The sequence below is a fragment of the Janthinobacterium sp. ROICE36 genome, from assembly GCF_002869965.1.
Classification (GTDB): domain Bacteria; phylum Pseudomonadota; class Gammaproteobacteria; order Burkholderiales; family Burkholderiaceae_D; genus Janthinobacterium.
This window is the reverse complement of the sequence record NZ_PEBS01000061.1, coordinates 1-26655: the sequence shown is the minus strand read 5'-3', so window position 1 is coordinate 26655 and position 26655 is coordinate 1. Positions and strand designations below refer to the sequence as shown.

General features: G+C 61.9%; 24 protein-coding genes and 2 tRNA genes. 7 read left to right on the top strand and 19 right to left on the bottom strand.

What is annotated here, in order from left to right; all coding sequences use genetic code 11:
* Positions 1-237: 237 nt before the first annotated feature.
* Positions 238-2472 carry a TonB-dependent siderophore receptor gene (locus tag CSZ94_RS21130; RefSeq protein WP_180977560.1) on the top strand — a complete coding sequence of 745 codons (2235 nt, stop codon included), beginning with the start codon at positions 238-240 and terminating at the stop codon, positions 2470-2472.
* On the opposite strand, the gene CSZ94_RS21125 is transcribed toward CSZ94_RS21130, so the two are convergent.
* Positions 2469-3218 (bottom strand): nucleotidyltransferase domain-containing protein, encoded by a 750-nt coding sequence (locus tag CSZ94_RS21125; protein WP_102123330.1) that lies wholly within the window; start codon positions 3216-3218, stop codon positions 2469-2471. The two genes, CSZ94_RS21130 and CSZ94_RS21125, sit on opposite strands and share 4 nt — an antisense overlap.
* A gap of 94 nt (positions 3219-3312) precedes the next feature.
* On the opposite strand from CSZ94_RS21125, the gene CSZ94_RS21120 reads away from it, so the two are divergent.
* Both CSZ94_RS21120 and CSZ94_RS21115 read left to right on the top strand, forming a co-directional pair.
* On the top strand, positions 3313-3879 hold the full coding sequence (locus CSZ94_RS21120) for a methylated-DNA--[protein]-cysteine S-methyltransferase (RefSeq protein WP_102123329.1): 567 nt from the start codon (positions 3313-3315) through the stop codon (positions 3877-3879).
* A 59-nt stretch (positions 3880-3938) separates the two neighbouring features.
* Complete coding sequence (locus tag CSZ94_RS21115; RefSeq protein WP_102123328.1) at positions 3939-4313, top strand: DUF1294 domain-containing protein; 375 nt, start codon at positions 3939-3941, stop codon at positions 4311-4313.
* 2 nt (positions 4314-4315) lie between these two features.
* On the opposite strand, the gene CSZ94_RS21110 is transcribed toward CSZ94_RS21115, so the two are convergent.
* Positions 4316-5044, bottom strand: coding sequence for a hypothetical protein (locus CSZ94_RS21110; RefSeq protein WP_102123327.1), 729 nt, complete (start codon positions 5042-5044; stop codon positions 4316-4318).
* Between the two features lie 164 nt (positions 5045-5208).
* Between CSZ94_RS21110 and CSZ94_RS21105 the strand changes: the two genes are divergently transcribed.
* Together CSZ94_RS21105 and CSZ94_RS21100 are read left to right on the top strand one after the other, a co-directional pair.
* On the top strand, positions 5209-5388 hold the full coding sequence (locus tag CSZ94_RS21105) for a hypothetical protein (protein ID WP_146009864.1): 180 nt from the start codon (positions 5209-5211) through the stop codon (positions 5386-5388).
* Positions 5389-5511: 123 nt separating this feature from the next.
* On the top strand, positions 5512-5724 hold the full coding sequence (locus tag CSZ94_RS21100; RefSeq protein WP_102123325.1) for a hypothetical protein: 213 nt from the start codon (positions 5512-5514) through the stop codon (positions 5722-5724).
* Positions 5725-5786: 62 nt separating this feature from the next.
* Here the strand turns inward: CSZ94_RS21100 and cydX are convergent, their stop codons facing one another.
* The 5 genes from cydX to cydD form a co-directional block, all read right to left on the bottom strand.
* The gene (gene cydX / locus CSZ94_RS21095) at positions 5787-5912 is read right to left on the bottom strand and encodes a cytochrome bd-I oxidase subunit CydX (protein ID WP_076570210.1); all 126 of its coding nucleotides are present in this window, start codon (positions 5910-5912) and stop codon (positions 5787-5789) included.
* Between the two features lie 22 nt (positions 5913-5934).
* A complete protein-coding gene (cydB, locus tag CSZ94_RS21090; protein WP_102123324.1) occupies positions 5935-7089 on the bottom strand; it encodes a cytochrome d ubiquinol oxidase subunit II in 1155 nt (384 codons plus the stop codon).
* A gap of 13 nt (positions 7090-7102) precedes the next feature.
* Positions 7103-8680: a cytochrome ubiquinol oxidase subunit I gene (locus tag CSZ94_RS21085; protein WP_102123323.1), complete on the bottom strand. Its 1578-nt coding sequence runs from the start codon at positions 8678-8680 to the stop codon at positions 7103-7105.
* Between the two features lie 129 nt (positions 8681-8809).
* Positions 8810-10492, bottom strand: a complete 1683-nt coding sequence (locus tag CSZ94_RS21080; protein WP_102123322.1) for an amino acid ABC transporter ATP-binding/permease protein — start codon at positions 10490-10492, stop codon at positions 8810-8812.
* Positions 10489-12177: a thiol reductant ABC exporter subunit CydD gene (cydD, locus tag CSZ94_RS21075; RefSeq protein ID WP_102123321.1), complete on the bottom strand. Its 1689-nt coding sequence runs from the start codon at positions 12175-12177 to the stop codon at positions 10489-10491. Before cydD ends, CSZ94_RS21080 begins: the two co-directional genes overlap by 4 nt.
* Before the next feature lie 139 nt (positions 12178-12316).
* Between cydD and CSZ94_RS21070 the strand changes: the two genes are divergently transcribed.
* The gene (locus tag CSZ94_RS21070) at positions 12317-12874 is read left to right on the top strand and encodes a GbsR/MarR family transcriptional regulator (protein ID WP_102123320.1); all 558 of its coding nucleotides are present in this window, start codon (positions 12317-12319) and stop codon (positions 12872-12874) included.
* Between the two features lie 313 nt (positions 12875-13187).
* Here CSZ94_RS21070 and CSZ94_RS21065 read toward each other — a convergent pair.
* From CSZ94_RS21065 to CSZ94_RS21040, 6 genes are all read right to left on the bottom strand, one after another.
* A tRNA-Arg gene (locus CSZ94_RS21065) sits at positions 13188-13262 on the bottom strand.
* Positions 13263-13356: 94 nt separating this feature from the next.
* Positions 13357-13433, bottom strand: a tRNA-Pro gene (locus CSZ94_RS21060).
* 79 nt (positions 13434-13512) lie between these two features.
* Positions 13513-14853: a phosphoglucosamine mutase gene (gene glmM / locus CSZ94_RS21055; RefSeq protein ID WP_102123319.1), complete on the bottom strand. Its 1341-nt coding sequence runs from the start codon at positions 14851-14853 to the stop codon at positions 13513-13515.
* Between the two features lie 40 nt (positions 14854-14893).
* Positions 14894-15727, bottom strand: coding sequence for a dihydropteroate synthase (gene folP, locus CSZ94_RS21050; RefSeq protein ID WP_102123318.1), 834 nt, complete (start codon positions 15725-15727; stop codon positions 14894-14896).
* 117 nt (positions 15728-15844) lie between these two features.
* Positions 15845-17728, bottom strand: a complete 1884-nt coding sequence (ftsH, locus tag CSZ94_RS21045; protein WP_180977559.1) for an ATP-dependent zinc metalloprotease FtsH — start codon at positions 17726-17728, stop codon at positions 15845-15847.
* 202 nt (positions 17729-17930) lie between these two features.
* Complete coding sequence (locus tag CSZ94_RS21040; RefSeq protein WP_096234939.1) at positions 17931-18614, bottom strand: RlmE family RNA methyltransferase; 684 nt, start codon at positions 18612-18614, stop codon at positions 17931-17933.
* Positions 18615-18656: 42 nt separating this feature from the next.
* Between CSZ94_RS21040 and CSZ94_RS21035 the strand changes: the two genes are divergently transcribed.
* Entirely contained in the window at positions 18657-19127 is a 471-nt protein-coding gene (locus CSZ94_RS21035) for a YhbY family RNA-binding protein (RefSeq protein WP_010397237.1), read from the top strand.
* A gap of 103 nt (positions 19128-19230) precedes the next feature.
* Here the strand turns inward: CSZ94_RS21035 and CSZ94_RS21030 are convergent, their stop codons facing one another.
* From CSZ94_RS21030 to CSZ94_RS21005, 6 genes are all read right to left on the bottom strand, one after another.
* A complete protein-coding gene (locus CSZ94_RS21030) occupies positions 19231-19674 on the bottom strand; it encodes a DUF4149 domain-containing protein (protein WP_180977558.1) in 444 nt (147 codons plus the stop codon).
* The gene (greA, locus tag CSZ94_RS21025) at positions 19674-20150 is read right to left on the bottom strand and encodes a transcription elongation factor GreA (RefSeq protein WP_102123315.1); all 477 of its coding nucleotides are present in this window, start codon (positions 20148-20150) and stop codon (positions 19674-19676) included. Before greA ends, CSZ94_RS21030 begins: the two co-directional genes overlap by 1 nt.
* Before the next feature lie 166 nt (positions 20151-20316).
* Positions 20317-23547 (bottom strand): carbamoyl-phosphate synthase large subunit, encoded by a 3231-nt coding sequence (carB, locus tag CSZ94_RS21020; protein ID WP_102123314.1) that lies wholly within the window; start codon positions 23545-23547, stop codon positions 20317-20319.
* Complete coding sequence (carA, locus tag CSZ94_RS21015) at positions 23540-24718, bottom strand: glutamine-hydrolyzing carbamoyl-phosphate synthase small subunit (RefSeq protein WP_102123313.1); 1179 nt, start codon at positions 24716-24718, stop codon at positions 23540-23542. The genes carB and carA overlap by 8 nt, the downstream gene beginning before the upstream one ends.
* Before the next feature lie 295 nt (positions 24719-25013).
* Positions 25014-25421, bottom strand: a complete 408-nt coding sequence (locus CSZ94_RS21010; RefSeq protein WP_102123312.1) for a GlcG/HbpS family heme-binding protein — start codon at positions 25419-25421, stop codon at positions 25014-25016.
* Between the two features lie 70 nt (positions 25422-25491).
* The gene (locus CSZ94_RS21005) at positions 25492-26403 is read right to left on the bottom strand and encodes a patatin-like phospholipase family protein (protein WP_102123311.1); all 912 of its coding nucleotides are present in this window, start codon (positions 26401-26403) and stop codon (positions 25492-25494) included.
* Positions 26404-26655 lie beyond the last annotated feature (252 nt).

The window sequence follows — 26655 nt, the reverse complement described above, 5'->3', positions numbered from 1 at the left end:
TCTTTTGGTGCGCAGGCTTGATTATTTGGCAAATACCATTTATATTGATAATGATTCTTATTCACGAAAATGAAGAGGAATCGCGCGCCTTTCTTTTCCACTGCCCGACTGCGCCGGGCCTTGCGGTGGAACTGCTATCCAAGCCAGACCACGGGCCAGCGTCATGCCATCCCCCAGCTACTGCGCACCTCGCCAGACGAGATAGGAAAACACAACTAAAAATATTCCAGGAAAATGATGCAATCGACTACCATATTTTGTTCTTCGCGCCAGCCCGCCTTGCGCCCCCTCCCCCGTTTATTACATATCAGCCTGCTCAGCCTTGCCGCTGGCTTGGCCCTGCCGGCACAGGCCGCCGATGCCGCTGCGGCCGACGTCACCATGCCAGCCATCACCATCCTGGGACAATCGACGGCGACGACGGAAGGCACGCAGTCGTACACGGCAGGCGAAACGCGCAGCGCCACGCGCATGGACCTGTCGCTGCGTGAAACGCCGCAATCGGTCAGCGTCATCACGCGCCAGCTGCTCGACGACCTGGGCGCCGTGCGCCTGGACCAGGCGCTGGCCCAGACGACAGGCATCCAGGTGGGCCAGAACGACACCGAGCGCACGCGGTTTTATGCGCGCGGCTTCGGCATCAACAATCTCCAGATCGACGGCATGGCGCGCGGCGGCAATGCGCCATTGCAAGACACGATACTGTACGACCGCATCGAGGTCGTGCGCGGCGCCACCGGCCTGATGGGCGGCACGGGTGACCCCTCGGCCACCATCAACATGCTACGCAAGCGTCCCGCGAAAACATTCCAGGCCAGCGCAGGCCTGATCATGGGCCGCTGGGATGACCAGCGCTTCGAGGCCGACCTCTCTACCCCGCTGAACGCGGAGGGCAGCGTGCGCGCACGCACGGCCCTGGCCTGGCAAAAACGCGATTCCTATCTGGACATGTATCACGAGCGCAAGACAGTCGGCATGGTCATCCTTGAGGCGGACTTGCGCCCCGGCACCCTGCTGACGGCCGGCATCGACTTCCAGGACAACACGCCGACAGGCGCCACCTGGGGCGCCGTGCCCTACTGGAATGCGGATGGCAGCCTGGCGAACTTGCCGCGCAACACCAGCCTCACGACGCCATGGAGCACCTGGGCCAACAAGCAGCACACCGTATTCGCCTCGCTGGATCAGCGCCTGCCCGGCAACTGGAATTTGCACCTGGGCTATGCGCGCACGGAAAGCACGAACCGCACCACCGTCGCCTACGCGGGCGCGGGCTACCCGGACCCAGCCACGGGCGAAGGCATGCGCCTGTGGACGGGCGCCTGGGGCGCGGGCAAGAGCACGGGCGACAACGTTGACGTCTACGCCAGCGGCCCCTTCACCTTGCTGGGGCGCCAGCACACGGCCATCGTCGGCTGGAACGGCGGCAACCAGCGCTCGCGCTCGCTGGGTGGCGAAGCGGAAATCAACTACCCGAACGTCGTCCCCGATTACCGCAGCTGGACGGGCAACATTCCTCGCCCCGTGTTCCACCCGGACGGCTCGCACACGGAAACCGTCACGCGCCTGGCAGGCGGCTACGTGGCCACGCGATTGAGCCTGGCCGACCCGCTGCACGTGATCATCGGTGCGCGCAGCAGTACTTACCGCACGGACACACGCAGCTACGATAAGCGTGGCGCGTACACGGGCAGCGGCGACTTGGTGGAAACGCGCAATGAAGTCACGCCGTATGTGGGCGCCGTGTTCGATATCAACAAGCATTATTCGGCCTACGCCAGCTTCACGCAGCTGTTCAACCCGCAATCGAGCAAGGACCGCAACAACCAGTTCCTGGCGCCGGAAACGGGCGACAATGCGGAACTCGGCGTCAAGGGTGAATTTTATGAAGGCAAGCTGAACGCCTCGGCTGCCCTGTACCATACGAAGAAAAAGAACATGGCCGAGCTGGACCGCACGGTAGCGCCCGGCTTTTTGCTGCCCGACGGCGGCCAGGCCATGGTGGCCAATGGCGCCGGCGTGACGGCCAAGGGCGTCGAGTTCGACGTTTCCGGCCAGTTATCGCCCGGCTGGGAAGCGAGCGGCGGCTATACCTATCTGCACGCGGCCGAGGCCGATGGCCGCCGCGCCGCCACCACGCAGCCGCGCCATCTGCTGCGCCTGGCCACCAGCTACCGCTTCGACGGCCGCCTGGCAGGGCTGAAAGCGGGCGCCAGCATGACGGCGCAAAACGCCACCTACAGCGCATCGTGGTACGGCCGCCCGCCATCGGGCGAGATGACGAATATCCCGCAAGCGGGCTATGCACTGGTCAACGCCATGGCCAGCTATGCCATCAACGGCCACGCCAGCGTGCAGCTGAACGTGAATAACTTACTCGATAAAAAGTACTACCGCACCGTAGGCTTCTATGACAGCGTGTTCTGGGGCGAACCGCGCAGCGTCAGCCTGGCCGTGCGCACGGCGTTTTAAGCGCGCCAGTGGGCGGGCGCCGGCAGGGTAAATCCTTCCAGCAAGGGCCCGCCCACGGGCGCCAGCACGGCGGCGGCGACCTGCTCGAAGGCACGCTGGCCGGCCGGCAAGTTGTCGGCGACCAGGCGCAGCGCATCATCGAGTTGCCCGGCGACATCGGCGTCGAAGGCCTGCAGGCGGCGAAACAGATGCTTGCCCTCGCCGCTCCATTCGCCCGCCGCACGCAAGTGCAGGTCGGCCAGCGCTGGATACAGCTGGCAGGCAACGGCCAGCGCCTCGCCCGGGTGGCGGCTGTCGACCAGGTCTTCCAGCGCGGTGGTGATGGCATAACGGCGGCGCTGCAAGTCGTCCACCTCGAGTGCGGGCGGCCCGGCCGTGTCGATGGCCAGCGCCAGCGCGTGCAGCCGAACGTAGGCATCGCCGGCAGCGAGGATGTTTTTCCCTTCGAGCACCATCATCGCCAGCGGCGCCGTGCCGCCGGGCGCATCGACCTCCTTGCAAAAGTAGGTGAACGTGGCCACGTCGTGGCCGAACAGTTCCACCGTGCGCCCTTCGGCCACGATGGTCGAGCGCCAGGCGCAATCGACGTGGTCGAACAGCAGCAGCAAATCGATATCGGAACTGGGCGTCTGCCGGCCCGTGGCAAACGAGCCGCCGATGATGGCCGCCACGGCCGTGGGATAGTGTTCCTGCAACAGCCGCACGGCAATCGCGCGGATATCATCGTAGGTGGAAATGTTTGTCACAGCCAGTGCTCCGTACCGAAAAACGCTATCCTACACGCAATACGCGGCACGCCGCCATCCTGCTACACTGCCGCTATCTGAGCAAGGAAGACACATGGAATACGACTGCCTCGTGATGCCCTCGCCTGTGGGCGAGCTGACCCTGGTGGCGCGTGGGGCGGCCCTGTCCGCGATCCTATGGGAAAACGACAAGCCCAACCGCGTGCGCCTGGGTACGATGCGCGTCGATGACAGTTGCGCCGTGCTGCAGGACGCGGCGCGCCAGCTGGGCGAGTATTTCGCCGGTACGCGCCAGCAATTCGACGTGCCGCTCGATTTTGCCGGCACGCCATTCCAGCAGGAAGTCTGGCGCGCGCTGCTGACGATACCGTACGGCCAGACGCGCAGCTATGGCGAGATCGCGCGCCAGATCGGCCGTCCCGCCGCCGTGCGCGCCGTAGGCGCCGCCAACGGCAAGAATCCCATTTCCATCCTCGCCCCCTGCCACCGGGTGATCGGCGCCACAGGCGAATTGACGGGCTTTGCGGGCGGCTTGCATGCCAAGGTAATCTTATTGGCCCTGGAAGGCATCGCCCTGTCCAGCGACCGCGACGCACTGAAAACGGGCCACGCCCGCCGCCGCGCCGTGCAAATCGATACGGCGCAAGGCTGTTTGTTTTAAGCGGCGGCATCGCTCCCATTGTGGGATACTCACGCCCTCCGCTCAAGTCTACCCATCCTATGCCCTACCTTGTCATCGCCTTCTTTGTCGTTCTGTATTTGCTGGCCACCTTCTTTTTCCACATTCCCGCCCTGATCGCCCTCGTGTATGGCGTGCCGAGCCTCAGCTGCTTCGTCGCCTACGCGATCGACAAGTCGGCCGCCAAAGGAGGCCGCTGGCGCACCTCGGAGCGCACCCTGCTGCTGCTGGGACTGCTGTGCGGCTGGCCGGGCGCCGTGCTGGCCCAGCAATGGCTGCGCCACAAGTCCAGCAAGCGTTCGTTCCGCATCCTGTTCTGGATCACCGTCGCCCTCAATATGGGCGCTTTCGTATATTTCAGCATGCATTACGCGGCGCCCGATATCGGCACCGAGGTGGCGCCGATCGAGCTGTAAGGTCACTCGCCCAGCAGGCGCAGCGATTCCAGCCAGTGCGCCTTCCACTCGCGCAGCAAGGCTTGCGTAGCGAACGCCTTCTTCAGGTGCGCCATCGGCAAGCGGTGCACATCGTGCAAGCCAAACGCCAGCGTCACGGGATGCCACAGGTGGCTGTTCTTGCCGCCGCGCGAATTCTTGCGCACGCGCGCGCCATCGTCGCCAAAGATGCCCACGCCACTGGCCATGCCTTTGTCCAGGTCGACCTTGCCGACGCCGGCAAAGGCGATCAAAATCTGTTCGCGCCCCAGGCCCTTCAGGGCGCTGGGCAAGACAAACGGCGCTGCATTGTCAGCTGCCGCTTCCGGCTCGGCTGGCTGTGGATGCTGCAAGTCCTTGAGCAAGCGCAACAGATCGCGCTCCTGAAAGTGCAAGCCATCGACCGGCACGCGCAAGCCCGGCGCCTTGAGTTCGATGGAAATATTACTGGAATCGCGCGTAAAACGCAGCCAGACATCCCCGGCGTCGGTAGCCAGGTGTTGCTTGTCGCCGATGAACACGACGGGCGCCGCATAGCGCGTCATGCCGTCATGGAACAGCTCGGCCCACTCTTCGCTGTAATCGAGCCAGACGTACGGCAAGCCGCCCTGCTCCAGCAGGCGCGCCAGGGTCCACGGCGTGCCTGTCTGTTGCGCCAGCCAGGCGCAGGCTTGGGTGGCGGTGGCGCGGTACGGCAAAGGATGGGAAGTCATGGCAGTTCCGTCGATAAAAGTGGAGCGCAGTGTAGCAGACGCCACCCTCACCCCCTTCGTCATGCGCAACTGGCGCGCCTTTTTTGCGCGATGTGCTAGGCTGGAAGCATCAGTACGCGCCACGGCCTCCCGGCCGCGGGGCACACCACAGCAAGGAGATGACCATGCATTCGAGCACCAACGCCGCCACCACGCCCACCCCGCCACCGGAGCGCGATTCGCCCACGCCGGCCAGCGAAAGCCACGCCGAGCAAGCGCTCGATGAAGCACTGAAGGAAAGCTTTCCGGCCAGCGATCCGATCGCCATTGCCACCCCAAAACCTGCCTCCAAGCCCCCCGCCTGAGGGTACGCCTTGCCAGCCACCCTTGCGGTGGCTTTTTTTGCCTGAATTGAATCCAGACGCCCCGCCCCCGCGTACATGGCTATGCCATGAGCAAACGAAGTTACCACGCGGAAAGGAATCGCCATGCAGCATTACAGCAAAAAGACGGACTCCCTGGACCAGCACCTGTACCTGGCCCAGCGCATCGACCGGGCCGATGCGCGGCTGCAACGCTTGCACGATGTGGCCGAGCGCGAACGCTGTGCGCGATGGATCACAGCCTGGGCCGTGGCGGCGGGTGCCGACGCGCCGCGCGGCATGAAGCTGCGCATCTGCGGCGAGTTCATCTTGCTGTGATAAAAGTAAAAGCCCCGCCCGATGCATGCGCACGGGGCGGGGCCTGTCAAGCCGACACGAGCCTACTTGGGCGTGTCGCGGTACTGCTCGGGCGTTGTGTCGCCATCGGCAACTTCATACCACATTGCATTGAGCACGGCGAACGTCGCCGCCAGCGGAAGACCCAGTATCCAGGCGAAATACCACATAATTATTTCCTTTCCTTCATTCTTAGTAAGCGTGACCGGTTTCATCTTCGATGGCTTTGCCGTCAACCTTGCCCCACAGCACTTTATATACCCAGGTCGTGTAAGCCACGATGAGGGGAATGAAGATGGCAGTGACGACCAGCATGATGAACAGGGTCATGTGGCTGGACGAGGAATCCCACACCGTCAGGCTGGCGCGCGGGTCGATTGACGAGGGCAGGATGAACGGGAACATGGCCGCGCCCACGCTGAGGATGATGCCGGCAATGCTGGCCGCGCTGGCCAGCAAGGCAGGCACTTCGCGGCGCGCGCGCAAGAAGGCGAAGGCCAGCAAGGGGCCCAGCAAGCCGACTGCAGGAGCGATCCAGGTCCACGGATGGGCGGCAAAATTGAGGAACCAGGCGCCCACGTGCAGTTCCGCCGTTTTCAGCATCGGGTTCGACGGGCCATCGACGACGATGGCGCTGGTGTAGCGGTAGCCATCGACCCACAGCCACAGCGCCACGCCGGCCAGTGCATACAGCACGACGGTGGCGATCGCCGCCACGCTGCCGTAGCGGCGCGAACGCTCAGCCACGGCAGCGTCCGTTTTCACTTGCAGCCAGGTGGCACCGTGCATCACCAGCATGGCCACCGAGACGAGGCCGCACAGCAGCGCGAACGGGTTGAGCAGCGCAAAGAAACTGCCGTCATAGAAGATGTGCATGTCCTGCGAGAAACGAAATGGCACGCCCTGCAGCACGTTGCCGATGGCCACGCCGCAGATCAGGGCCGGCACGAAGCCGCCCACGAACAGGGCCGCGTCCCAGCGGGCGCGCCAGCGGGGGTCTTCGCGCTTGCTGCGGAATTTGAACGCCACGGGACGCACGATCAGCGCCACCAGGATGACGAACATGGCCAGGTAAAAGCCCGAGAACGAGACGGCGTACAGTTGCGGCCAGGCGGCAAAGATGGCGCCGCCGCCGAGGATCAGCCACACCTGGTTGCCTTCCCAAACGGGACCGATACTGTTGATGACGACGCGGCGTTCCAGGTCGGTCTTGCCAACGAAAGGCAGCAAGATACCCGTGCCAAGGTCGAAGCCGTCCGTGATGGCAAAGCCCACCAGCAAGATGCCGATCAGCAACCACCAGATCAGGCGCAGTGTTTCATAAGAAATCATTTCATGCAAAATCATGGTCTGGCCCTCCTTAGGCGCGTTGAGTATGAAGGACTGCGGCTGCTGGCACGGGGGCCGGCGCCGTCTCTTCCGGCCCCTTGCGGATGGCCTTGAGCATGAGCTTCATTTCGATAATCAAGAGCACGGTGTAGATGGCGGCAAAACCGGCTATCGTGATGAGCAGGGTCGTCGCGCCCAGGTTAGAGACAGCCACGGCCGTCGGCAGCACGCCTTCGATGACCCAAGGCTGGCGGCCCACTTCGGCCACGATCCAGCCGGCCTCAATCGCCACCCATGGCAGCGGGATGGCGAACACGGCCAGCTTCAGCAGCCAGCGGTGCTTGTCCAGGGTGCGGCGCGTCGACAGGATGAAGAACGTGCCTGTGAGCAAGATAAAGAACATGCCCAGGCCCACCATCACGCGGAAGGACCAGAACAGGGGAGCCACGGGCGGCACGGTGTCGAGCGCGGCCTTGCGGATCTGCTCGGGCGTGGCCTGGCGCGGGTCGTCGACGTAACGTTTCAGCAGCAAGGCATAGCCCATGGACTGGCCTTTCGACTCGAACATGTCCTTCGCCTCTTGCGGCACGGGGCTGCCTGACGCCACGCTGCGGATGGTTTGCAGTGCGTCATAGGCCTTGATGCCATCCTGTATCAGCAGCTCACCACGGTCGACCAGTTGCTCGATGCCGGGAATTTCCGTCGACAGCGAACGCGTGCCGATCAAGCCCATCACCATCGGGATGTGCACGGCGTAATGCGTCTCGCGCGCTTTCGCGTCGGGGAAGCCGAAGGCCGTGAAGGCGGCAGGCGCCGGCTCCGTGGTCCACATGGCTTCGATGGCGGCCAACTTCATCTTCTGGTGTTCGGAGGACAGGTAGCCGCTTTCATCGCCGAGTACCACTACCGACAGCGCGGCGGCCAGGCCGAACGAGGCGGCCACCGTCATCGAGCGCTTGGCCAGCTGCACATGGCGGCCCTTCAGCAGATACCAGGCGGAAATACCCAGCACGAAGATGGCAGCCGCCGTATAGCCGGCCGACACCGTGTGCACGAATTTCGCCTGTGCCACGGGATTCGTCAGCACGGCGCCGAAGTCCGTCACTTCCATGCGCATGGTTTGCGGATTGAAGGCCGCGCCGACGGGATTTTGCATCCAGCCGTTGGCGATCAGGATCCACAGGGCCGAGAAGTTCGAGCCGATGGCCACCAGCCAGGTGGTGACCAGGTGGCCCCGCTTCGACAGCTTGTCCCAGCCGAAGAAGAACAGGCCGACGAAGGTCGCTTCCAGGAAGAAAGCCATCAGACCCTCGATGGCCAGCGGCGCGCCGAAAATGTCGCCCACATAATGGCTGTAATAGCTCCAGTTCATGCCGAACTGGAATTCCATGACGATGCCCGTCGCCACGCCCATGGCGAAGTTAATGCCGAACAAGACACCCCAGAACTTGGTCATGTCGCGCCAGATGGGGCGGTTCGTCATCACGTAAACCGTCTCCATGATGGCCAGGATCACTGACAGGCCTATCGTCAGCGGAACGAATATAAAGTGGTACAGAGCTGTCAGCGCGAACTGCAGTCTGGATAAAGCGACAATATCGAAGTCCATATGATTTCCTTGGTGTTTCCCTGCTGTGTGTAAACTTGGCATCTATCTGATGCGGTTTGATTGGCGCCGGTGTTGCAAAGCTGTCAGGCAGCGCCGCCTGTATCCTCCCTATTCTTCCCCTATTCGTCTTCAATCGCCGCGCAAGCCGGCCAGCGCCGCCTCGAAGGCGGGTGTGCCACGGCGCGCATCGCCCACGATGCGGCCATCGCGCAGGCTGACCAGCCGGTCCGCCAGCGCCGCTTCGCGCCGCAAGTGGGTTGCGATCAGCAAGCTACGTCCTTCGCTGCGCGCGCGCAGGCGCTGCAGGACATCGATTGCCGTGTGTGCATTCAGCGCCTCGGTGGCTTCGTCCAGCAGCCACAAGGTCGATTCGTGCAGGAACAGGCGCGCCAGCGCCAAGCGCCGCGCCTGCCCGCCCGACAAGCCCAGGCCGCCCTCGCCCAGCAAGGTATCGAGGCCGCCAGCAAAGGCCCGCACTTCCTCGTCCAGGCCGGCCGATTGCAGCGCCGCCCACAGCTGCGCATCGCTGGCGGACGGGTCAGCCAGGCGCAGGTTGTCGCGCAGGCTGTCCTGGAACAGTTCCGTCTTCTGGGTAAACAGGCAGGCGCGCGGCGCGGCTAAGCTGCCCGACAGCGGCGCCAGCTCGTGCGCGACAAGGGCCAGCAAGGTGGACTTGCCCGCACCGCTGGGGCCGATCAAGGCCACGCGCTCGCCTTCACCGATGTGCAGGGAAATATCATGCAAAATGGCAACATGGCTGCCCGCATGCGCAGCGCTGACGTGCTCCAGGCGCAAGCCCGGTGCGGCCCCAACGGACGGCGGCGCCACGTCTTGTGCATCGAGGCGCGGCGCCAGGCGGCGCATGGCCAGCAGCATGCGCCCCGCTTCCAGCGCGCCGCGGCGCAAGCCCGCAAATGGTTCCACAGCCGTCAAGGCAAGCAGCAAGGCCAGGGCCGCCAGCGGCACGTTCAGCGTTTGCTGCTGCACCAGCGCGGCCACGGCCAGCAGCACGCCGGCCAAGGTCACGCTGCCGGCCACGCCATACGCGGTGCCGGCCGCAGTCTCCAGGCGCAGCAGGGCGAAATCGGCTTGCGCCAGCGAGCGGTCGATCTGCCCCAGCGCGGCGCACTGGGCGTCGATGCGGCCCGCCATCACCAGGTCCGTCTGGCCCGCCACCAGGTCGATGGTGCCGGAACGCAGTTTTTCGATGGCGCGCGAGCGCACGATGGCGGGACGGCGGGCACGCTGCGCCACGATCCAGCTGATGCCGCCGCCGGCGGCCAGCAGCCACGCGGCCAGGCCCAGGCCCAGTTGCCATTGCATCACGCCCAGCGCCACGCCGGCCAGCAAGGCCACGCACAGGGCCGTGAAGGCAGGCACCAGCAGGCGCAAATACAGTGATTCGAGCGCGTCGATATCGGCCGTCAGGCGGAACAGCAGCTTGGCGGGCTGGCGCAGCAGCCGGCTGGCCGCTTCCGGGCACGACCAGCCGCGAAACAGTTGCACGCGGATGCAGGCCAGCGTGGCGAACGTGGCGTCGTGCGTGACGAGGCGCTCCGCATAGCGCGAACCCGTGCGACCGATGGCCAGCAGGCGGATGCCGGCCGACGGGCCGAACACGTCGAACAGCACGGCCGTCGAAGCGTGCAGGCCGGCAATCGAGGTGGCCGTGATGAACCAGCCGGACAAGCCCAGCAAGGCCATGCCGGCCACCGCCGTCAGGGCCGCCAGCATGGCGCCAGCGATCAGTTTGCCGGGCTGGGCCAGCAGCAATTGCCGCAGGACGGGGTTACGCATCAGTGAATTTTTCATACGCTCAACTCCTGCGCTTGCGCCTGCGCATCGACATGCACCGTGCGCTGCAGACGGCCAGCCAGCACGGGATCGTGCGTGGCGACGATCATCGTCTTGCCCTTGGCCAGAGCCAGCAGGGCGTCCGTGACGCGCGCCGCCGTTTCGCTGTCCAGGTGGGCCGTCGGTTCATCGACCAGCAGCAGGTCGGCATGCGGGTGCAGGGCCACGCGGGCCAGCGCCAGGCGCACGGCTTCGCCGCCCGACAAGCCCTGGCCGCCGTCGCTGAGCATGACGGCCGGTTGCGCCTGAGCCACGGCGGCCAGGTCGGCCAGGTGCAGCGCCTGCGTCACGTGCGCGGCGTTCACGCCGACGCGGCCCAGGGTCACATTCTGGCTGACGGAAGCGGCAAACACGTGCGGACGCTGGCCCATCCACGCCATACGCTGGCGCAAGGTATTGACGGTGCTGTCGGTCAGGCGCACGCCACCGATGCGTATTTCCCCGCCGCTGGCGGGCAGCAAGCCGGCCAGCAAGGACAGCAAGGTGGTCTTGCCGGCGCCGCTGGCGCCCAGCAGAGCCACGTGCTCGCCGGCGCGCACATTCAAATCGAAGCCGTCGAATACGCCCGCTTCGCCAGGGTGGGCAAAGCGCAGCTCACGGATCTCGACGGCGGGCGGTGGCGCCACCGCCATGGCGGCGGCCGAGACGGCCGCCGCTGCCACCCCGGCGCCAGGCAGGGACACGCCATCGGTAGCCAGGTCATGCAAGCCGGCCAGACCCGCTTCGCCGGCCGCCTTGTCGTGCCAGACGGCGGCCAGTTCGCGCAAGGGCTCGAAGAATGCGGGCGCCAGCAGCAGGATGAACAAACCCTGCCCCAGGTTCAGTTCCCGGCCCCAGGTGCCGAAATTGATGCTGCCCAGCAAGGAGAAGCCGATAAACGCCGCCACCATGGCCACGCCCAGCGCGGAAAACAGTTCCAGCACGGCGGACGACAAAAAGGCGATGCGCAGCACCACCATCGTGCGCCGGCGCACGGATTGCGACGAGGCATCCAGCCGTTCGGCCGTGGCGTTGACGGCATCGAGCGCGCGCAGGGTGGCCAGGCCGCGCAGGCGATCCAGCAGGAAGGCGTTCATGCTGCCCATTTCCACCATCTGCGCGCGGCTGGCCGCTTGCGCGCCCATGCCCACCAGGGCCATGAAGACGGGAATCAGCGGTGCGGCGATGAGCAGGATCAAGGCGGCGATCCACGACAGGGGCGTCACCACGGCGAGGATCACGAGCGGCACGAGCATGACTTTCCAGCGCGCGGGCTTGTAGCGCACCAGATACGGCACGATGGCTTCGGCCTGTTCGGCGATGACGCTGGCCGCCTGACCCGACTGGGCACGCTGGCGGTCCAGCGGCGAACGGCGCGCCAGCGCCTGCGCCACCTGGGCGCGCAGGTTCGACAAGTGCTCGCGCGCCGCCGCATACATGCGCCGCGCTCCCCATGCTTCGCAGCCGGCGCGCAACACGCCCAGCAGCAGCACGCCAGCGGCCGGCAGCAGGGCCGCGCGCCAGGATGCACCATCGAGCATGGCTTGCACGGCCCAGGCCAGCAAGGCCGCTTGCGGCAGCCACAGCAAGGCGGCACCCCCCTGCGCCAGGCTGGCGGCACGGGGAAGAATAAAACGGGGCAAGGACAGTGGCGGGGTCGGCATCTTCTATACTTCTTGAGTTTTCAGAATTTTCTGTAAATTCGATTTTTTGTATAATACTGCGAAACATGACACATATCAATTGACCCCGCCAGTTTGGCGTGAAAAAATTCAGATAATTATGAAAACTCAATCTATACAAATGACGCCGCTGATCCTCACCTTTGTCAGCCATTTCGGCGAGATGGGCAGCCGCTGGGGCTTTAATCGCACGGTGGGGCAAGTGTACGCCTTGTTGTTCGTCTCTGAGCACGCATTGCACGCAGACGAAATCGCGGAGCACCTGAGTTTTTCACGCTCGAACGTGAGTATTGGCCTGAAGGAGTTGCAAGGCTGGGGCTTGATCCGCCAATCGCGCATCCCCGGCGACCGGCGCGAGTATTTTTCGTCGCTGGGCGATGTGTGGCAAATCTTCCGCGTGGTGGCCGCCGAGCGTCGCCGCCGCGAAGTGGCGCCCACCCTGACGGTGCTGCGCGAATCGCTGCTGGCGCCGGCCACGGAAGCCGTGGACCAATATGCGCAGGAGCGCATGCGCGAAATGTATGAACTCGTCGACCTGGCCAACACCTGGTTCGACGATTTGCAGCGCCTGTCGCCCGAATCGATGGCGCAACTGATGAAAATGGGCGCCAAGGTGCAAAAATTGCTCAACGCAAAAGATCGCCTGTTTGGCAAGAGCCCCGACGACAGCGAGAAATAGAGCCCGCCTTGGCCGGCTGCGGCGCCGCGTTTACACGGCGCATACGCGCCGCGCCTGACTCTTTACGCCGTCTTTATGCCCCTCTCGCTATGCTGGTTGGCACCACCGCCACCCTTGCGAAGGAGCCTCCATGCATGAATCCCCATTCCAGGCGCGCAAGAAAATGCTGTCGGTATTATCTGCACTGCTGTGCGCCGTGCCGCTGCTGTATTTGCTGAGCGTGGTGCTGTTTGCACAGCCTTAGGGCCGCGTGCGGAGAGACAGGAGAGAGAAGAATGCGGCTGCATGGCGCAAGCCGTGGCCAGTATGAAACTGGTCCGCCCAGAGGGAATCGAACCCCCATTCACGGTTTAGAAGACCGTTGTCCTATCCGTTGAACGATGGGCGGAAAGGTGCAGTATTTTAATCTATGCGCGCCAGCAATGAAATGCCTGCGCCGAATAGAAAACGGGCTGTCATTTCTGACAGCCCGCTTATGACTTTGGTCGGAGTACAAGGATTCGAACCTTGGACCCCCTGGTCCCAAACCAGGTGCGCTACCGGGCTGCGCCACACTCCGAAGACAAGATAATAACGCCCCCACCCAATTTCGTCAATTGCCCCAGCTGAATTAGATGGAAATAACTATCGACTCCTGCCTATGACGCAGTCACTTTATCGGCGATGCGGCGTGCCATCGACTCTGCCTTCTCCTGGTCCTTGGCTTCCACCATCACGCGGATCAGCGGTTCCGTGCCCGAAGCGCGGATCAGCACGCGGCCCGTATCGCCCAGTTCAGCCTCGACCAGCTCTTTCTCGGCCACCATGGCGGCATTTTTTTGCCAGTCGAAACCGGGCGCCACGCGCAGGTTGATCAGGGTTTGCGGGAACAGCACCAGTTCGGCCAGGCACTGCTGCAGGCTCTGGCCGCTGCGCTTGAGCGCGGACAAGACTTGCAGCGCGGAAACGATGCCGTCGCCCGTCGTGTGGCGGTCCAGGCACAGCAAATGGCCGGAACCCTCGCCGCCCAGTATCCAGCCCTTTTCCTTCATGACTTCCAGCACGTAGCGGTCACCCACCTTGGCGCGCGCGAAGCCGATGCTCTGCTGCTTGAACAGCACTTCCAGCGCCATATTGGTCATCAGGGTACCCACAGCGCCAGCCACGGGGCCCGTCGCCAGGCGGTCCTTGACCATGACATACAACAACTCGTCGCCGTTATACAGCCGCCCCGTGGCATCGCACATGATCAGGCGGTCGGCGTCGCCATCGAGGGCGATGCCGAGGTCCGCGCCATGCTCGATGACGGCAGCAGCCATGGCGGCCGTTGCCGTGGCGCCGAAGCCCGCATTGATGTTGAAACCATCGGGTTTGTTGCCGATGGCGATGACTTCCGCGCCCAGTTCATGGAACACATGCGGGGCGATATGGTAGGCGGCGCCATGCGCGCAATCGACGACGATCTTCAGGCCGCGCAAGTCCAGCTCGGTCGGGAAAGTGCTCTTGCAAAATTCGATGTAGCGCCCCTGCGCATCGTCCAGGCGCTTGGCACGGCCCAGCTTGTCCGATGGCACGCAAGCCATGGGTTCGTCGAGCGCCGCTTCGATTTCCAGCTCCACGCTGTCGGGCAGCTTGGTGCCCTGGCCAGAAAAGAACTTGATGCCATTGTCATGGTAGGGATTGTGCGAGGCGGAAATGACTACCCCGGCCGACAGGCGCAACGCCCGCGTCAGGTAGGCGATCGCCGGCGTCGGCATGGGGCCGGCCAGCATCACGTCCACGCCGGCGGCCGACAGGCCCGCTTCCAGCGCCGCTTCCAGCATGTAGCCGGAAATGCGCGTGTCCTTGCCGATCAGCACCGTCGGGCGTACCTTGCCGCCTTGCGACTTGGCCAGCACCTTGCCGGCCGCATAGCCGAGGCGCATGACGAAATCAGGGGTGATCGGAGCCGTGCCCACCAGGCCTCGGATGCCATCGGTACCAAAATATTTACGCGTCATAGACTTTCTCTTTTTGTTGTTTATGATAAATCTTACAGGCTCAGTGTGCCATGCGCCAGACCTTCAGCGCATCGACGGTTTCAGCGACATCATGCACACGGATAATTTCTGCGCCTTGCGCTACCGCAGCAAGCGCACCGGCAACACTGCCGGCCAGGCGCTGCTCGACGGGACGTCCCGTGACGGCGCCCAGCATCGACTTGCGCGACAGCCCGGCCAGCACGGGCAAGTCCAGCGCGCTACGCAACTGGCGCGTGGCGCGCAGCAAGGCATAGTTCTGCTCCACCGTCTTGCCAAAACCAAAGCCGGGATCGACGCACAGGCGCTCGCGGTCTATGCCGGCCGCCGTCAGGGTGTCGATGCGCTGGCGCAGGAAGTCGATGACTTCGCGCACCACATCCTCGTAGTGGGGCTGGTCCTGCATGGTTTGCGGCACGCTTTGCATGTGCATGATGCACAGTGCGCAATCGCTGTCCTGCACGGCGTCGATGGCGCCTGGCGCGCGGAAAGCATTGATGTCGTTGATCATGTCGGCACCCGCCAGGATGGCTTCGCGCATCACTTCGGGCTTATAGGTATCGACGGACAGGGGCTTGCCGCAGTCGCGCAAGGCGTACAGCACGGGCATGACGCGCTGCAACTCGTCCTGCAGCGGCAGCGGCGGCGCGCCGGGACGGCTCGATTCGCCGCCGATATCGATGATATCGACGCCATCAAGCATCATCTGCTCGGCGCGCGAGAGGGCAAATTCCAGCAGTTGATACTGCCCCGCGTCGGAAAAGGAATCGGGCGTGATGTTCAGGATACCCATCACCAGCGCCTGCGTGCCGGACAGGTTGAAGCCGAAGCGGCCGAATTGCAAATAATGTCGCATGTCACTCTTTTTAGTCGTCAGGAAAAAACTGTCGCGGCAACGAAAAAGGGCAAGGATTGCTCCTTACCCTCGTTCTTGCCATGCCCTTGCGCGCCACCGCTCAAGCAGTGGTCACTATCAGGCTGGTGCCGTCACGTTTGGCGAGATGCCGCCCGCGCCGCTGTCGCCGCCCGCATTGCGGCGTGGCGGAATGACTTTCGGCGGATGCGGCTCCAGGCCGGCCATGATGTCATTGATTTGCTCTGCATCAATGGTTTCCCATTCCAGCAAAGCCTTGGTCATCATTTCGACCTTGTCGCGGTTGCTTTCCAGCAAGGTACGCGCCAAAGCATATTGCTTGTCGAGAATATTACGAATTTCAGCGTCGACCTTTTGCTGGGTCGCTTCCGAGATCGTCTTCGTGGCGCCACCGAAGAAACCTTCGTTTTCACTGTCTTCGTAGACCATCACGCCCATGCTGTCGGACATGCCGAAGCGGGTCACCATGGAACGGGCCAGCTTGGTGGCACGCGAGAAGTCGTTCGACGCGCCCGTGGACATTTGCCCCACGAAAATCTCTTCGGCGATACGGCCACCGAACAGGATGGAAATTTCTTCCAGCATCTTGTCCTTGTAGGCGGACAAGTTGTCGTGTTCCGGCAACTGCCAGGTCAGGCCCAAGGCCCAGCCGCGCGGCATGATCGTCACTTTATGCACGGGATCGGCTTTCGGCAGCAGCTTGGCGACCACCGCGTGACCGGACTCGTGGTAAGCCGTATTGCGACGCTCTTCCTCGCGGATGATCATCGATTTACGCTCAGGACCCATGTAAATCTTGTCTTTCGCATCTTCGAAGTCGGCCATTTCCACCAGGCGCTTGCTGCGGCGGGCGGCAAACAGGGCTGCCTCGTTGACCAGGTTGGCCAGGTCCGCGCCCGAGAAACCAGGGGTGCCGCGGGCCAGGATATCGGCTTTCACGTCGGTACTGATAGGTACTTTACGCATGTGCACGTTCAAGATCTGCTCGCGGCCGCGGATATCGGGCAAGCCGACGGAGACCTGGCGGTCGAAACGGCCCGGACGCAGCAAAGCTTTGTCGAGCACGTCGGCGCGGTTGGTGGCGGCCACGACGATCACGCCGGAGTTCGCTTCAAAACCGTCCATCTCGACCAGCAACTGGTTCAAGGTCTGTTCGCGCTCGTCATTGCCGCCGCCCATGCCGGCACCGCGGTGACGACCGACAGCGTCGATCTCATCGATGAAGATGATGCAGGGCGAATGCTTTTTCGCGTTCTCGAACATGTCGCGCACGCGGGAGGCACCCACGCCGACGAACATTTCCACGAAGTCGGAACCGGAAATCGAGAAGAACGGCACCTTGGCTTCGCCGGCGATGGCGCGCGCCAGCAGGGTTTTACCCGTGCCCGGAGGACCGACCATCAGCACGCCGCGGGGAATGCGGCCGCCCAGTTTCTGGAATTTGCTCGGATCCTTGAGGAAGTCGACCACTTCGTTGACTTCTTCTTTCGCTTCGTCGCAACCGGCGACATCGGCGAAGGTGACGGTGTTGCTGGCTTCATCCATCATGCGCGCCTTCGACTTGCCGAACGAGAATGCCCCGCCCTTGCCGCCGCCTTGCATCTGACGCATGAAGAAGACCCAGACGCCGATCAACAGCAGCATGGGGAACCAGGATACAAAAATAGTTTGCAGGAAAGACGCTTCCTCAGGCGGGCGCACATCGAAATGCACGCCATTGTCGCGCAGGTCGCCGATCAGGCCCTTGTCGAGGCTGGTGGCGGTGGTACGCACCTTGCTGTCGTCCATCAGCTTGGCGGTGATCGACGAACCTTCGATCACGACATCCTTGACGCGCTTGGCTTTGACTTCATCCAGCAAATCGGAATAAGCGATGGCCTTGCTGCCGCCTGTGGCGCCATGACTGTCGAATTGCTTGAACAGCATGAACAACAGCAGCAATACGACTACCCAGATGGCAGATTTGGAAAACATGTTATTCACGAAGACTCCTTGGATGCAGTGCGCATCTCTTTACCAATAGCTAGAAACACGATTTTACTCGCAATAAGCGGGCCGTGCCAAAGCCCGCCGATCCGTGCGCGCGAAACAACCGCGTTCACGCAAAAAAGTGCAGTATAAACAATTTAGGCTTTTATGCCATCAGACGCTACTGCACTTCTCGTTCCCATGTGCGGATTCCCTCTTAAATATCAAGGGCGGAATCATCTTCTTGCACGGCATTTTTCAACGGATTCTTGAGACCACGCCCCATCAGGAAGATTTCTGACGATTTATCGCGGCTGGCCTTGGGCTTTTTCTGCACCACGACCTTGAATTCGGCGCGGAATTTCTCCACGATCTGGCTGAACCCCATGTCCTTGAAACATTTCACCAGCAGCACGCCCGATGGTTTCAAATGCAATTGGGAAAATTCGATGGCCAGGTCGATCAGATGTTCCATGCGCGCGGCGTCCGCCGTGGCGATGCCCGACAGATTCGGCGCCATGTCCGACAGGACCACGTCAACCTTGCGTCCTTGCAACACCACTTCCAGCTGGCGCAGCACGCGCGCTTCGCGGAAATCGCCCTGGATAAAGTGGAAATCGGCGATCGGCTCCATTTCCAGCATGTCCAGGCCAATCAGGGTACCATTGACTCCGCCGCCGTCCTTACCGGCCAGCTTGCGCCGCAGATACTGGGCCCAACTGCCAGGAGTGCAACCAAGGTCGACAATTACCTGCCCATGCTTGATCAGTTTTTCGTCTTCATCGATTTCTTTGAGCTTGTATGCTGCCCGGGCGCGGTAGCCCTCTTTTTGCGCCAACTTCACATAAGGATCATTTATGTGGTCGTGCAACCAGTTTTTGTTTAATTTCTTCTTTGCCATTCGCGTAGAATACTGCTTTTAAGGGAATTACTAAATATTATTATGCTAAAACTTACACCCGTAGAGCGCAGCGCACTGCGCGCCGAAGCACACGCGCTGAAGCCTATCGTCATCATTGGCGAAGCGGGCTTGACACCTGCTGTCCTCAAAGAGATCGACCTTGGCCTGGATTCGCACGGCCTGATTAAAGTCCGCGTGTTCGGCGACGACCGCGAAGCCCGCGTCGGAATGTACGATACGATTTGCGGCAATCTCGGCGCCGCCCCGGTACAACATATTGGCAAACTGCTGGTAATCTACCGTCCGAAAAAAGAAGTGGTTAAGGAGAAGGTCAGCGCCGGCAAAGGCATGCGCGAAGTGACCATCGTCAAGGCCAGCGCCAGCGGCACCAAGCGCCCAAGCGTGACTAAAGTCATGATCAAGGGCAATGAGCGCGTTACCGAAGGCGGTTCCATCAAGCGTGCCAAGCCACGTCAGAAAAGCGCCAAGAAAAGCGCACTGGGCAGCAAGTAAGCCTGTTCACCCGGCAACCGCAAGGCTGCCGGGCTTGAAACAAGAAGCGGAGCACGGGATATCCCCTGCTCCGCTTTTTCATGTGTACTTTACTTACATCAAACTACTGTTGTTTCCAGATCAATACGCCCGCCAGCAAGCTTTGTACGGCAAAGATCACGGTCGACACGCCATGCAGTATGCCGAAGCGGCTGCGCATGGCTTCGTCCATGATGCCCGACGGCGCTTGCGCCTTGAGTTCGGCCATCAGGGGCGAAATACCGAAATAGCTGAGCAGCGCGCACACCAGCATGGCCAGCACCAGCGCGGCCAGCAGGCGCCGGCGCTTCAGCTCCAGTGCGCCGGGGCGCCACTGCAGCAAGGCCAGCAAGACTACAGCGCAAGCAAATGACAGCCAGGCCTCGGCACGGAACATGCTGCCGGCGATATTGCCTGCCAGCACACGGTCGCTCAATGTCCCGAACAGCGTGGGCGCCACGATGAAACCGTTGGTCCACAGGCTGCCCGCCCACAGGGTGGCAACGAGGAGGCGCACGCGGCCCAGCATCAGATGTACAGCACTTCCAGGATTTCGTACTCGCGCGGGCCGGACGGCGCCTGCACTTCCACCACGTCGCCGGCGTACTTGCCGATCAGCGCGCGGGCGATCGGGGACGTCACGGACACTTTGTTTTTTTTCAGGTCGGCTTCATCGAGGCCCACGATCTGGTACGTGACTTTCTGGCCCGATTCCAGGTCTTCCAGGTTCACGGTCGCGGCAAAGACCACGCGGCCTTCCGCGTCGAGCGCGGTCGGGTCGATGATTTGCGCTGCGCCCAGCTTGCCTTCGAGTTCGGCGATGCGGCCTTCCACGAACGCCTGGCGCTCCTTGGCGGCGTCATACTCGGCGTTTTCCGACAGGTCGCCGTGCGAACGCGCTTCGGCGATCGCATCGATGACGATGCGGCGTTCCTTGGTCTTCAAATGATGCAGCTCTTCTTTCAGAAGCTCTGCACCGTATGTGGTCAATGGGACTGAGGTCATGTTATCTCTACTATCTGCTAGTTATCGGCGCCGTTGTCCGTGTTTTGTCACGGTTAACGGATGCACCAAGTGAAAACCACAGAGGCCGCGCGCTGCTCTGCACGGAACTCTGTGGTTGATAAGCATGCAGTGTACCGCCTAACGGCGGCCACTGCAAATAACACGCTTAGTTCAAGGTCTTGTGCAGGCTTTGCAGATCGTACACGCGCAACTCATCCAGATGACGGATGCCTTCGACGGCTGCTTCCGCGCCCGCGATGGTGGTGTAGGTCGTCACGCGCGACGCCAGGGCCGAGGTGCGGATGGCCCGCGAATCGACGATGGCGCTGCGTTTTTCTTCGACGGTGTTAATCACCAGCACGATTTCATGGTTCTTGATCATGTCGACGATGTGCGGACGGCCTTCGATCACCTTGTTCACTGGCGTGACGGCGATGCCGGCAGCAGCGATCACGGCGGCGGTGCCCTTGGTGGCGACCACGGTGAAACCGGACTCGACCAGGTCGCGCGCCACTTGCACGGCGCGCGGCTTGTCCGACGCTTTCACGCTGATGAAGACCTTGCCCGATTTTGGCAGGTTCACGCCGGCGCCCAGTTGCGATTTCACAAACGCTTCGCCAAACGTCAGGCCCACGCCCATGACTTCGCCCGTCGATTTCATTTCAGGGCCCAGGATGGTGTCCACACCCGGGAACTTGACGAACGGGAACACGGCTTCCTTGACGCTGAAGTATGGCGGCACGACTTCCTGCGTGATGCCTTGCGAAGCCAGCGATTGACCGACCATGCAGCGGGCGGCAATTTTCGCCAGTTGCAAGCCCGTGGCTTTCGAGACGAAAGGCACGGTACGCGAAGCACGGGGGTTCACTTCCAGCACGAAGACGACATCTTTCATTTCGCCGTCGATTTCCTGCTTCTGGATGGCGAACTGCACGTTCATCAGGCCGACCACATTCAAGCCCTTGGCCATCAGCGCCGTCTGGCGTTTCAGTTCATCGATGGTTTCTTGCGACAGCGAATAAGGCGGCAGCGAGCAAGCCGAGTCGCCCGAGTGCACGCCAGCCTGTTCGATGTGTTCCATCACGCCGCCGATGAAGGTCGTTTCGCCGTCGGAGATGCAATCGACGTCGCACTCGATGGCGTCGTTCAGGAAGCGGTCCAGCAACACGGGCGAATCGTGCGATACCTTGACGGCTTCGCGCATGTAGCGCTCGAGGTCGCGTTGCTCATGGACGATTTCCATGGCGCGGCCGCCCAGCACGTACGATGGACGCACGACCAGCGGGTAGCCGATTTCCTGCGCCAGCGCCAAAGCGTCGGCTTCCGTGCGCGCGGTGCGGTTAGGCGGCTGACGCAGTTGCAGCTTGTGCAACAATTGCTGGAAACGCTCGCGGTCTTCGGCCGCATCGATCATGTCGGGCGAAGTGCCGATGATCGGTACGCCGTTCGCTTCCAGGTCCAGCGCCAGTTTCAGCGGGGTCTGGCCACCGTACTGCACGATCACGCCCACCGGTTTTTCGATGGCGACGATTTCCAGCACGTCTTCCAAGGTCAGCGACTCAAAGTACAAACGGTCCGAGGTATCGTAGTCGGTCGAAACCGTTTCTGGATTACAATTGACCATGATCGTTTCGTAGCCGTCTTCGCGCATGGCGAGGGCTGCGTGGACGCAGCAATAGTCAAACTCGATACCCTGGCCGATACGGTTCGGGCCACCGCCCAGCACCATGATCTTTTTCTTGTCGGTCGGATTCGATTCGCACTCTTCGTCGTACGTGGAATACATGTACGCCGTGTCGGTCGAAAATTCTGCCGCGCAGGTATCGACGCGTTTGTAGACGGGACGGATGTTCAGCGCATGGCGCTGCAGGCGCACGGCCGTGTCGGTCGTCTGCAACAAAAAGCCCAGGCGGCGGTCGGAGAAACCCTTCTGTTTCAACTTGTACAGGGTGTTCTTGTCCAGGTTGTCCAGCTTCTGCGTATCGAGCCACAGTTCCAGGTCGACGATTTCCTTGATCTGGATCAAAAACCATGGATCGATCTTGGTCAGGTTGTGCACTTCTTCCAGGGTGAAGCCCTGGGCAAACGCATCGCCCACGTACCAGATGCGCTCAGGACCAGGCTCGCCCAGTTCTTCTTCGATCTTTTCGCGGTCCTTGGTCTTTTCGTTCATGCCATCCACGCCCACTTCCAGGCCGCGCAAGGCTTTCTGGAACGATTCCTGGAAGGTACGACCAATCGCCATCACTTCGCCGACGGACTTCATCTGCGTCGTCAGGTGATGGTCGGCGGTGGGGAATTTCTCGAACGTGAAACGGGGAATCTTCGTGACGACGTAATCGATCGACGGCTCGAACGAGGCCGGCGTGGCGCCGCCCGTGATTTCGTTGCGCAGCTCGTCCAGGGTGTAACCGACGGCCAGCTTGGCGGCGATTTTTGCAATCGGGAAACCCGTCGCTTTCGAGGCCAGGGCCGACGAACGCGATACGCGCGGGTTCATCTCGATGACGATCATGCGGCCATCGACAGGGTTGATCGAGAATTGCACGTTCGAGCCACCGGTGTCGACACCGATCTCGCGCAGCACTGCCAGACTGGCATTGCGCATGATCTGGTATTCCTTGTCCGTCAGGGTTTGTGCTGGCGCCACCGTGATGGAGTCGCCCGTGTGCACGCCCATCGGATCGAGGTTTTCGATCGAGCAAATGATGATGCAGTTGTCCGCCTTGTCGCGCACCACTTCCATCTCGTACTCTTTCCAGCCCAGCAACGATTCTTCGATCAGCAACTCTTTCGTCGGCGAGGCTTCCAGGCCGCGCTTGCAGATGGTTTCGAATTCTTCTTCGTTGTAGGCGATGCCGCCACCGGAACCGCCCATGGTGAACGATGGACGGATGATGGTCGGGAAGCCCAAGGTGCGCTGCACGGTCCAGGCTTCGTCCATCGAGTGCGCCACGCCGGAACGGGCCGAACCGAGGCCGATCTTGGTCATCGCGTCCTTGAACTTGGAACGGTCTTCCGCCTTGTCGATGGCTTCCGGCGACGCGCCGATCAGCTCGACGTTGTATTTTGCCAGCACGCCATTGTTGAACAGGTCCAGCGCGCAGTTCAGCGCGGTCTGGCCGCCCATCGTCGGCAGGATGGCGTCAGGACGCTCCTTGGCGATGATGCGTTCAACCACCGACCAGGTGATCGGTTCGATATACGTCACGTCGGCCATTTCCGGATCCGTCATGATGGTTGCAGGATTGCTGTTGACCAGGATGACTTTGTAGCCCTCTTCGCGCAGGGCCTTGCACGCTTGCGCGCCGGAATAATCGAATTCACAGGCCTGGCCGATGACGATCGGGCCAGCACCAATAATCAGAATACTTTTAATATCTAAACGTTTAGGCATTTTTCTTTTTCTCCTCCGCAGCCATCAAGTTGATGAAGCGGTCAAACAGGTAAGCAACATCCATCGGGCCCGGCGACGCTTCAGGGTGGCCCTGGAAGCAGAAGGCCGGCTTGTCCGTGCGGGCAAAGCCCTGCAGGGAGCCGTCGAACAGCGATTCATGGGTCGCGCGGCAATTCGCGGGCAAGGTTGCCGCATCGACGGCGAAACCGTGGTTTTGCGAGGTAATCAAGACTTGCTTGGTTTCCAGGTCTTGCACCGGGTGGTTGGCGCCGTGGTGGCCGAACTTCATCTTCAGCGTTTTCGCGCCGGAAGCGATCGCCATGATCTGGTGACCGAGGCAGATGCCGAAGGTCGGGATGCCCTTCTCGATCAGCTCGCGGGTAGCAGCGATGGCGTAGTCGCACGGTTCCGGGTCGCCGGGGCCGTTCGACAGGAAGATGCCGTCCGGATTCAGTGCCAGGGCGTCGGCCGCCGTCGCTTGCGCCGGCAGCACGGTGACTTTGCAGCCGCGCGACGTCAACATGCGCAGGATGTTGCGCTTGACGCCGTAGTCGAAGGCGACCACGTGGTATTTCGCGTCCGCATCGGCCAGCTGGCCGTAGCCTGCACCCAGAGTCCATTCCGTTTCGCGGTATTCGTATGCGGCCTTGCTTGATACCACCTTGGCCAGGTCCATGCCGGCCAGGCCGGGGAAGGAACGGGCCAGTTCCAGCGCTTGCGCGGCGGATGGCTCATTGCCTTGCGTGCCGACCAGGATGGCGCCGCCCTGCGCACCTTTTTCACGCAGGATGCGCGTCAGCTTGCGGGTATCGATGCCGGCGATGGCGACGATATTTTCAGCTTTCAGGTAATCGGACAGGGAGAGCGTGGAACGGAAATTGGATGCCAGTAATGGCAGATCGCGGATGATGAGGCCAGCGGCGTGCACCTTGGAAGACTCGACATCTTCCGGATTGACGCCCGTATTGCCGATATGCGGATAGGTCAGGGTGACCATCTGGCGGCAATAGCTTGGGTCAGTAAGGATTTCCTGATACCCGGTCATCGAGGTATTGAAAACAACCTCGCCCGTGGTATGACCGGCGGCACCGATCGAAAAACCTTTAAAGATCGTTCCATCAGCAAGCGCTAATATGGCTGGAACGGCAGGGCCAGAAAAAAATGGCGGCAAGGGCAACTCCTGATAAAGTTACCGTAGCTGCGCCACGTCAGACCGACCGCCTAGTTACCCGAGCCAACTGCACTCAGGGTGTTTCAACGGTCATTTTGAATGAGGGGATGGGTAGTCGCTACGGTATATGTGTGATTGGCTAAACCTTTGAATTATAACCAAAAGGCAGCTTTTCCACAAGGAAGAAAATATAGATTGGGCGGCATTTTTTTGCGCAGCAGCATAAATCCCCCGCCCCATGAAAAAAGCCGCCCGGCTTGCACGGGGCGGCTGGTTCTGCAACTGCGGCGACTACTTAGGCCGTCAGTGCCGCGATACCCGCTTTCGCGATTTGCGCATCTTCCGCCGATTTCACGCCCGAGACGCCAACGGCGCCCACGTAGTGGCCGTCGAACACGATGGGCACGCCGCCTTCGAGCAAGCCGTCGATTTCCGGCGCGCTCAGGAACGACACGCGGCCGCCATTGATCATCTCTTCATAGATGCGCGATTCGCGGCGGCCCAGCGCCGCCGTCTTGGCTTTCGATGGGGCGATGTGCGACGAGATCGGCGCCACGCCGTCCATGCGCTGCAGCCACAGCAGGTGGCCGCCGTCGTCGACGATGGCGATCGCGACCGCCCAGTTATTCTTGACCGCTTCCGCTTCGGCGGCGGCAGCGATTTTCTTTACGTCGTCCAGGGTCAAAATCGGTTTCGATTGCATGGTGCATCCTTGTTATGTTGAAGCAAAATTGTATACGAAATGCGCGGCGGCGCGCTCGCTTACTGCTAGCTTACTGCTCGCGCTTGGCTTTCAGCTTTTGCTTGAGCTGCACCATGACGGCAAAGGTCGCCTGCTCGCCTGCCAGGATGGCCTGATTGCGACTGTTGAAATCGTTGCCCTTCATGGTGCCCAGGCTGGGCTGGATCACCACGTCGGCATCTTTCAGCTCGAACTGGTTGATGCGCTGGCCCATGATGGCGAACGTCTGCATCAGCACTTCCATCGAACTGATGGCCTTTTGCGTATCCGTTTGCGACGAGATATTCACGGCGATGATGAAATCGGCGCCCATGTCGCGCGCAAAGCGCACGGGCACGGGAGCGACCAGGCCGCCATCGACATAAGTATGGCCGGCGATCGTCACGGGCTGGAACACGCCCGGCACGGCCGACGAGGCGCGCACGGCCATGCCGGTGTTGCCGCGTTGGAACAGGATCGGTTGGCCATTCTTGAGGTCGGTCGCCACCACGCCAAACGGAATCTTGAGTTTTTCCAGCGGCACGCCGCCGACAGCCTTGTTGACATAGCTTTGCAGCGCCTCGCCCTTCAATACGCCGGACGACTTGCCAAACAGGGGCAAGGCCCAGTCGGAAATGGCCGCCTCGTCCATGTCGAAGGCCATCTTTTGCAGGGCGAAGCCATTGTTGCCCGCCGCATACAAGGCGCCCACCACGCTGCCGGCGCTGGTGCCGGTGACGATGTCGGCGTGGATGCCCTGCGATTCGAGCGCCTTGATCACGCCGATATGCGCGAATCCGCGCGCCGCGCCGCCGCCCAGCGCCAGGCCGATCTTGATCTTGCGCGGCGGCACGACGATGGGCTCGGGGGGAGTCAATACTTGTAGGGGTTTCGGGACGGTGGTATCGCAGCCGGCCAGCGCAAAGGCGGCCAGGGCAAGCAGGGTCAGGCGTTTAGGGAACATAGTGGCAGAAGAGAACCGCGCGCGGCAGTGGCAACAAAGGAGAGCCGATTGTAGCGCAAGCGGGGCTGCTGGCACTGAAGACCGTCTTAAATGTTTATGCTGACAAATTTCGTGCGCACCTGCCCGGGGGTGTACTGAATTCTGTGTAAACGGTTTTTCGTTTAAGTCTGCGGTACCCGGTCTTCAAACTGGATGGCGAAGCGGTTCAGTGCCGCTTTCCAGTCCCGTATTGGCATCGTCCACTTCTTGCTA

Bases quoted from the DNA above. Each gene is read 5' to 3' on its own strand.
- CSZ94_RS21130 (WP_180977560.1), top strand. From the start codon at position 238: ATGCAATCGACTACCATATTTTGTTCTTCGCGCCAGCCCGCCTTGCGC.
- CSZ94_RS21120 (WP_102123329.1), top strand. From the start codon at position 3,313: ATGGAATACGACTGCCTCGTGATGCCCTCGCCTGTGGGCGAGCTGACC.
- CSZ94_RS21115 (WP_102123328.1), top strand. From the start codon at position 3,939: ATGCCCTACCTTGTCATCGCCTTCTTTGTCGTTCTGTATTTGCTGGCC.
- CSZ94_RS21110 (WP_102123327.1), bottom strand. From the start codon at position 5,044: ATGACTTCCCATCCTTTGCCGTACCGCGCCACCGCCACCCAAGCCTGC.
- CSZ94_RS21105 (WP_146009864.1), top strand. From the start codon at position 5,209: ATGCATTCGAGCACCAACGCCGCCACCACGCCCACCCCGCCACCGGAG.
- CSZ94_RS21100 (WP_102123325.1), top strand. From the start codon at position 5,512: ATGCAGCATTACAGCAAAAAGACGGACTCCCTGGACCAGCACCTGTAC.
- cydX (WP_076570210.1), bottom strand. From the start codon at position 5,912: ATGTGGTATTTCGCCTGGATACTGGGTCTTCCGCTGGCGGCGACGTTC.
- cydB (WP_102123324.1), bottom strand. From the start codon at position 7,089: ATGATTTTGCATGAAATGATTTCTTATGAAACACTGCGCCTGATCTGG.
- CSZ94_RS21085 (WP_102123323.1), bottom strand. From the start codon at position 8,680: ATGGACTTCGATATTGTCGCTTTATCCAGACTGCAGTTCGCGCTGACA.
- CSZ94_RS21080 (WP_102123322.1), bottom strand. From the start codon at position 10,492: ATGAAAAATTCACTGATGCGTAACCCCGTCCTGCGGCAATTGCTGCTG.
- cydD (WP_102123321.1), bottom strand. From the start codon at position 12,177: ATGCCGACCCCGCCACTGTCCTTGCCCCGTTTTATTCTTCCCCGTGCC.
- CSZ94_RS21070 (WP_102123320.1), top strand. From the start codon at position 12,317: ATGACGCCGCTGATCCTCACCTTTGTCAGCCATTTCGGCGAGATGGGC.
- glmM (WP_102123319.1), bottom strand. From the start codon at position 14,853: ATGACGCGTAAATATTTTGGTACCGATGGCATCCGAGGCCTGGTGGGC.
- folP (WP_102123318.1), bottom strand. From the start codon at position 15,727: ATGCGACATTATTTGCAATTCGGCCGCTTCGGCTTCAACCTGTCCGGC.
- CSZ94_RS21040 (WP_096234939.1), bottom strand. From the start codon at position 18,614: ATGGCAAAGAAGAAATTAAACAAAAACTGGTTGCACGACCACATAAAT.
- CSZ94_RS21035 (WP_010397237.1), top strand. From the start codon at position 18,657: ATGCTAAAACTTACACCCGTAGAGCGCAGCGCACTGCGCGCCGAAGCA.
- CSZ94_RS21030 (WP_180977558.1), bottom strand. From the start codon at position 19,674: ATGCTGGGCCGCGTGCGCCTCCTCGTTGCCACCCTGTGGGCGGGCAGC.
- greA (WP_102123315.1), bottom strand. From the start codon at position 20,150: ATGACCTCAGTCCCATTGACCACATACGGTGCAGAGCTTCTGAAAGAA.
- carB (WP_102123314.1), bottom strand. From the start codon at position 23,547: ATGCCTAAACGTTTAGATATTAAAAGTATTCTGATTATTGGTGCTGGC.
- CSZ94_RS21010 (WP_102123312.1), bottom strand. From the start codon at position 25,421: ATGCAATCGAAACCGATTTTGACCCTGGACGACGTAAAGAAAATCGCT.
- CSZ94_RS21005 (WP_102123311.1), bottom strand. From the start codon at position 26,403: ATGTTCCCTAAACGCCTGACCCTGCTTGCCCTGGCCGCCTTTGCGCTG.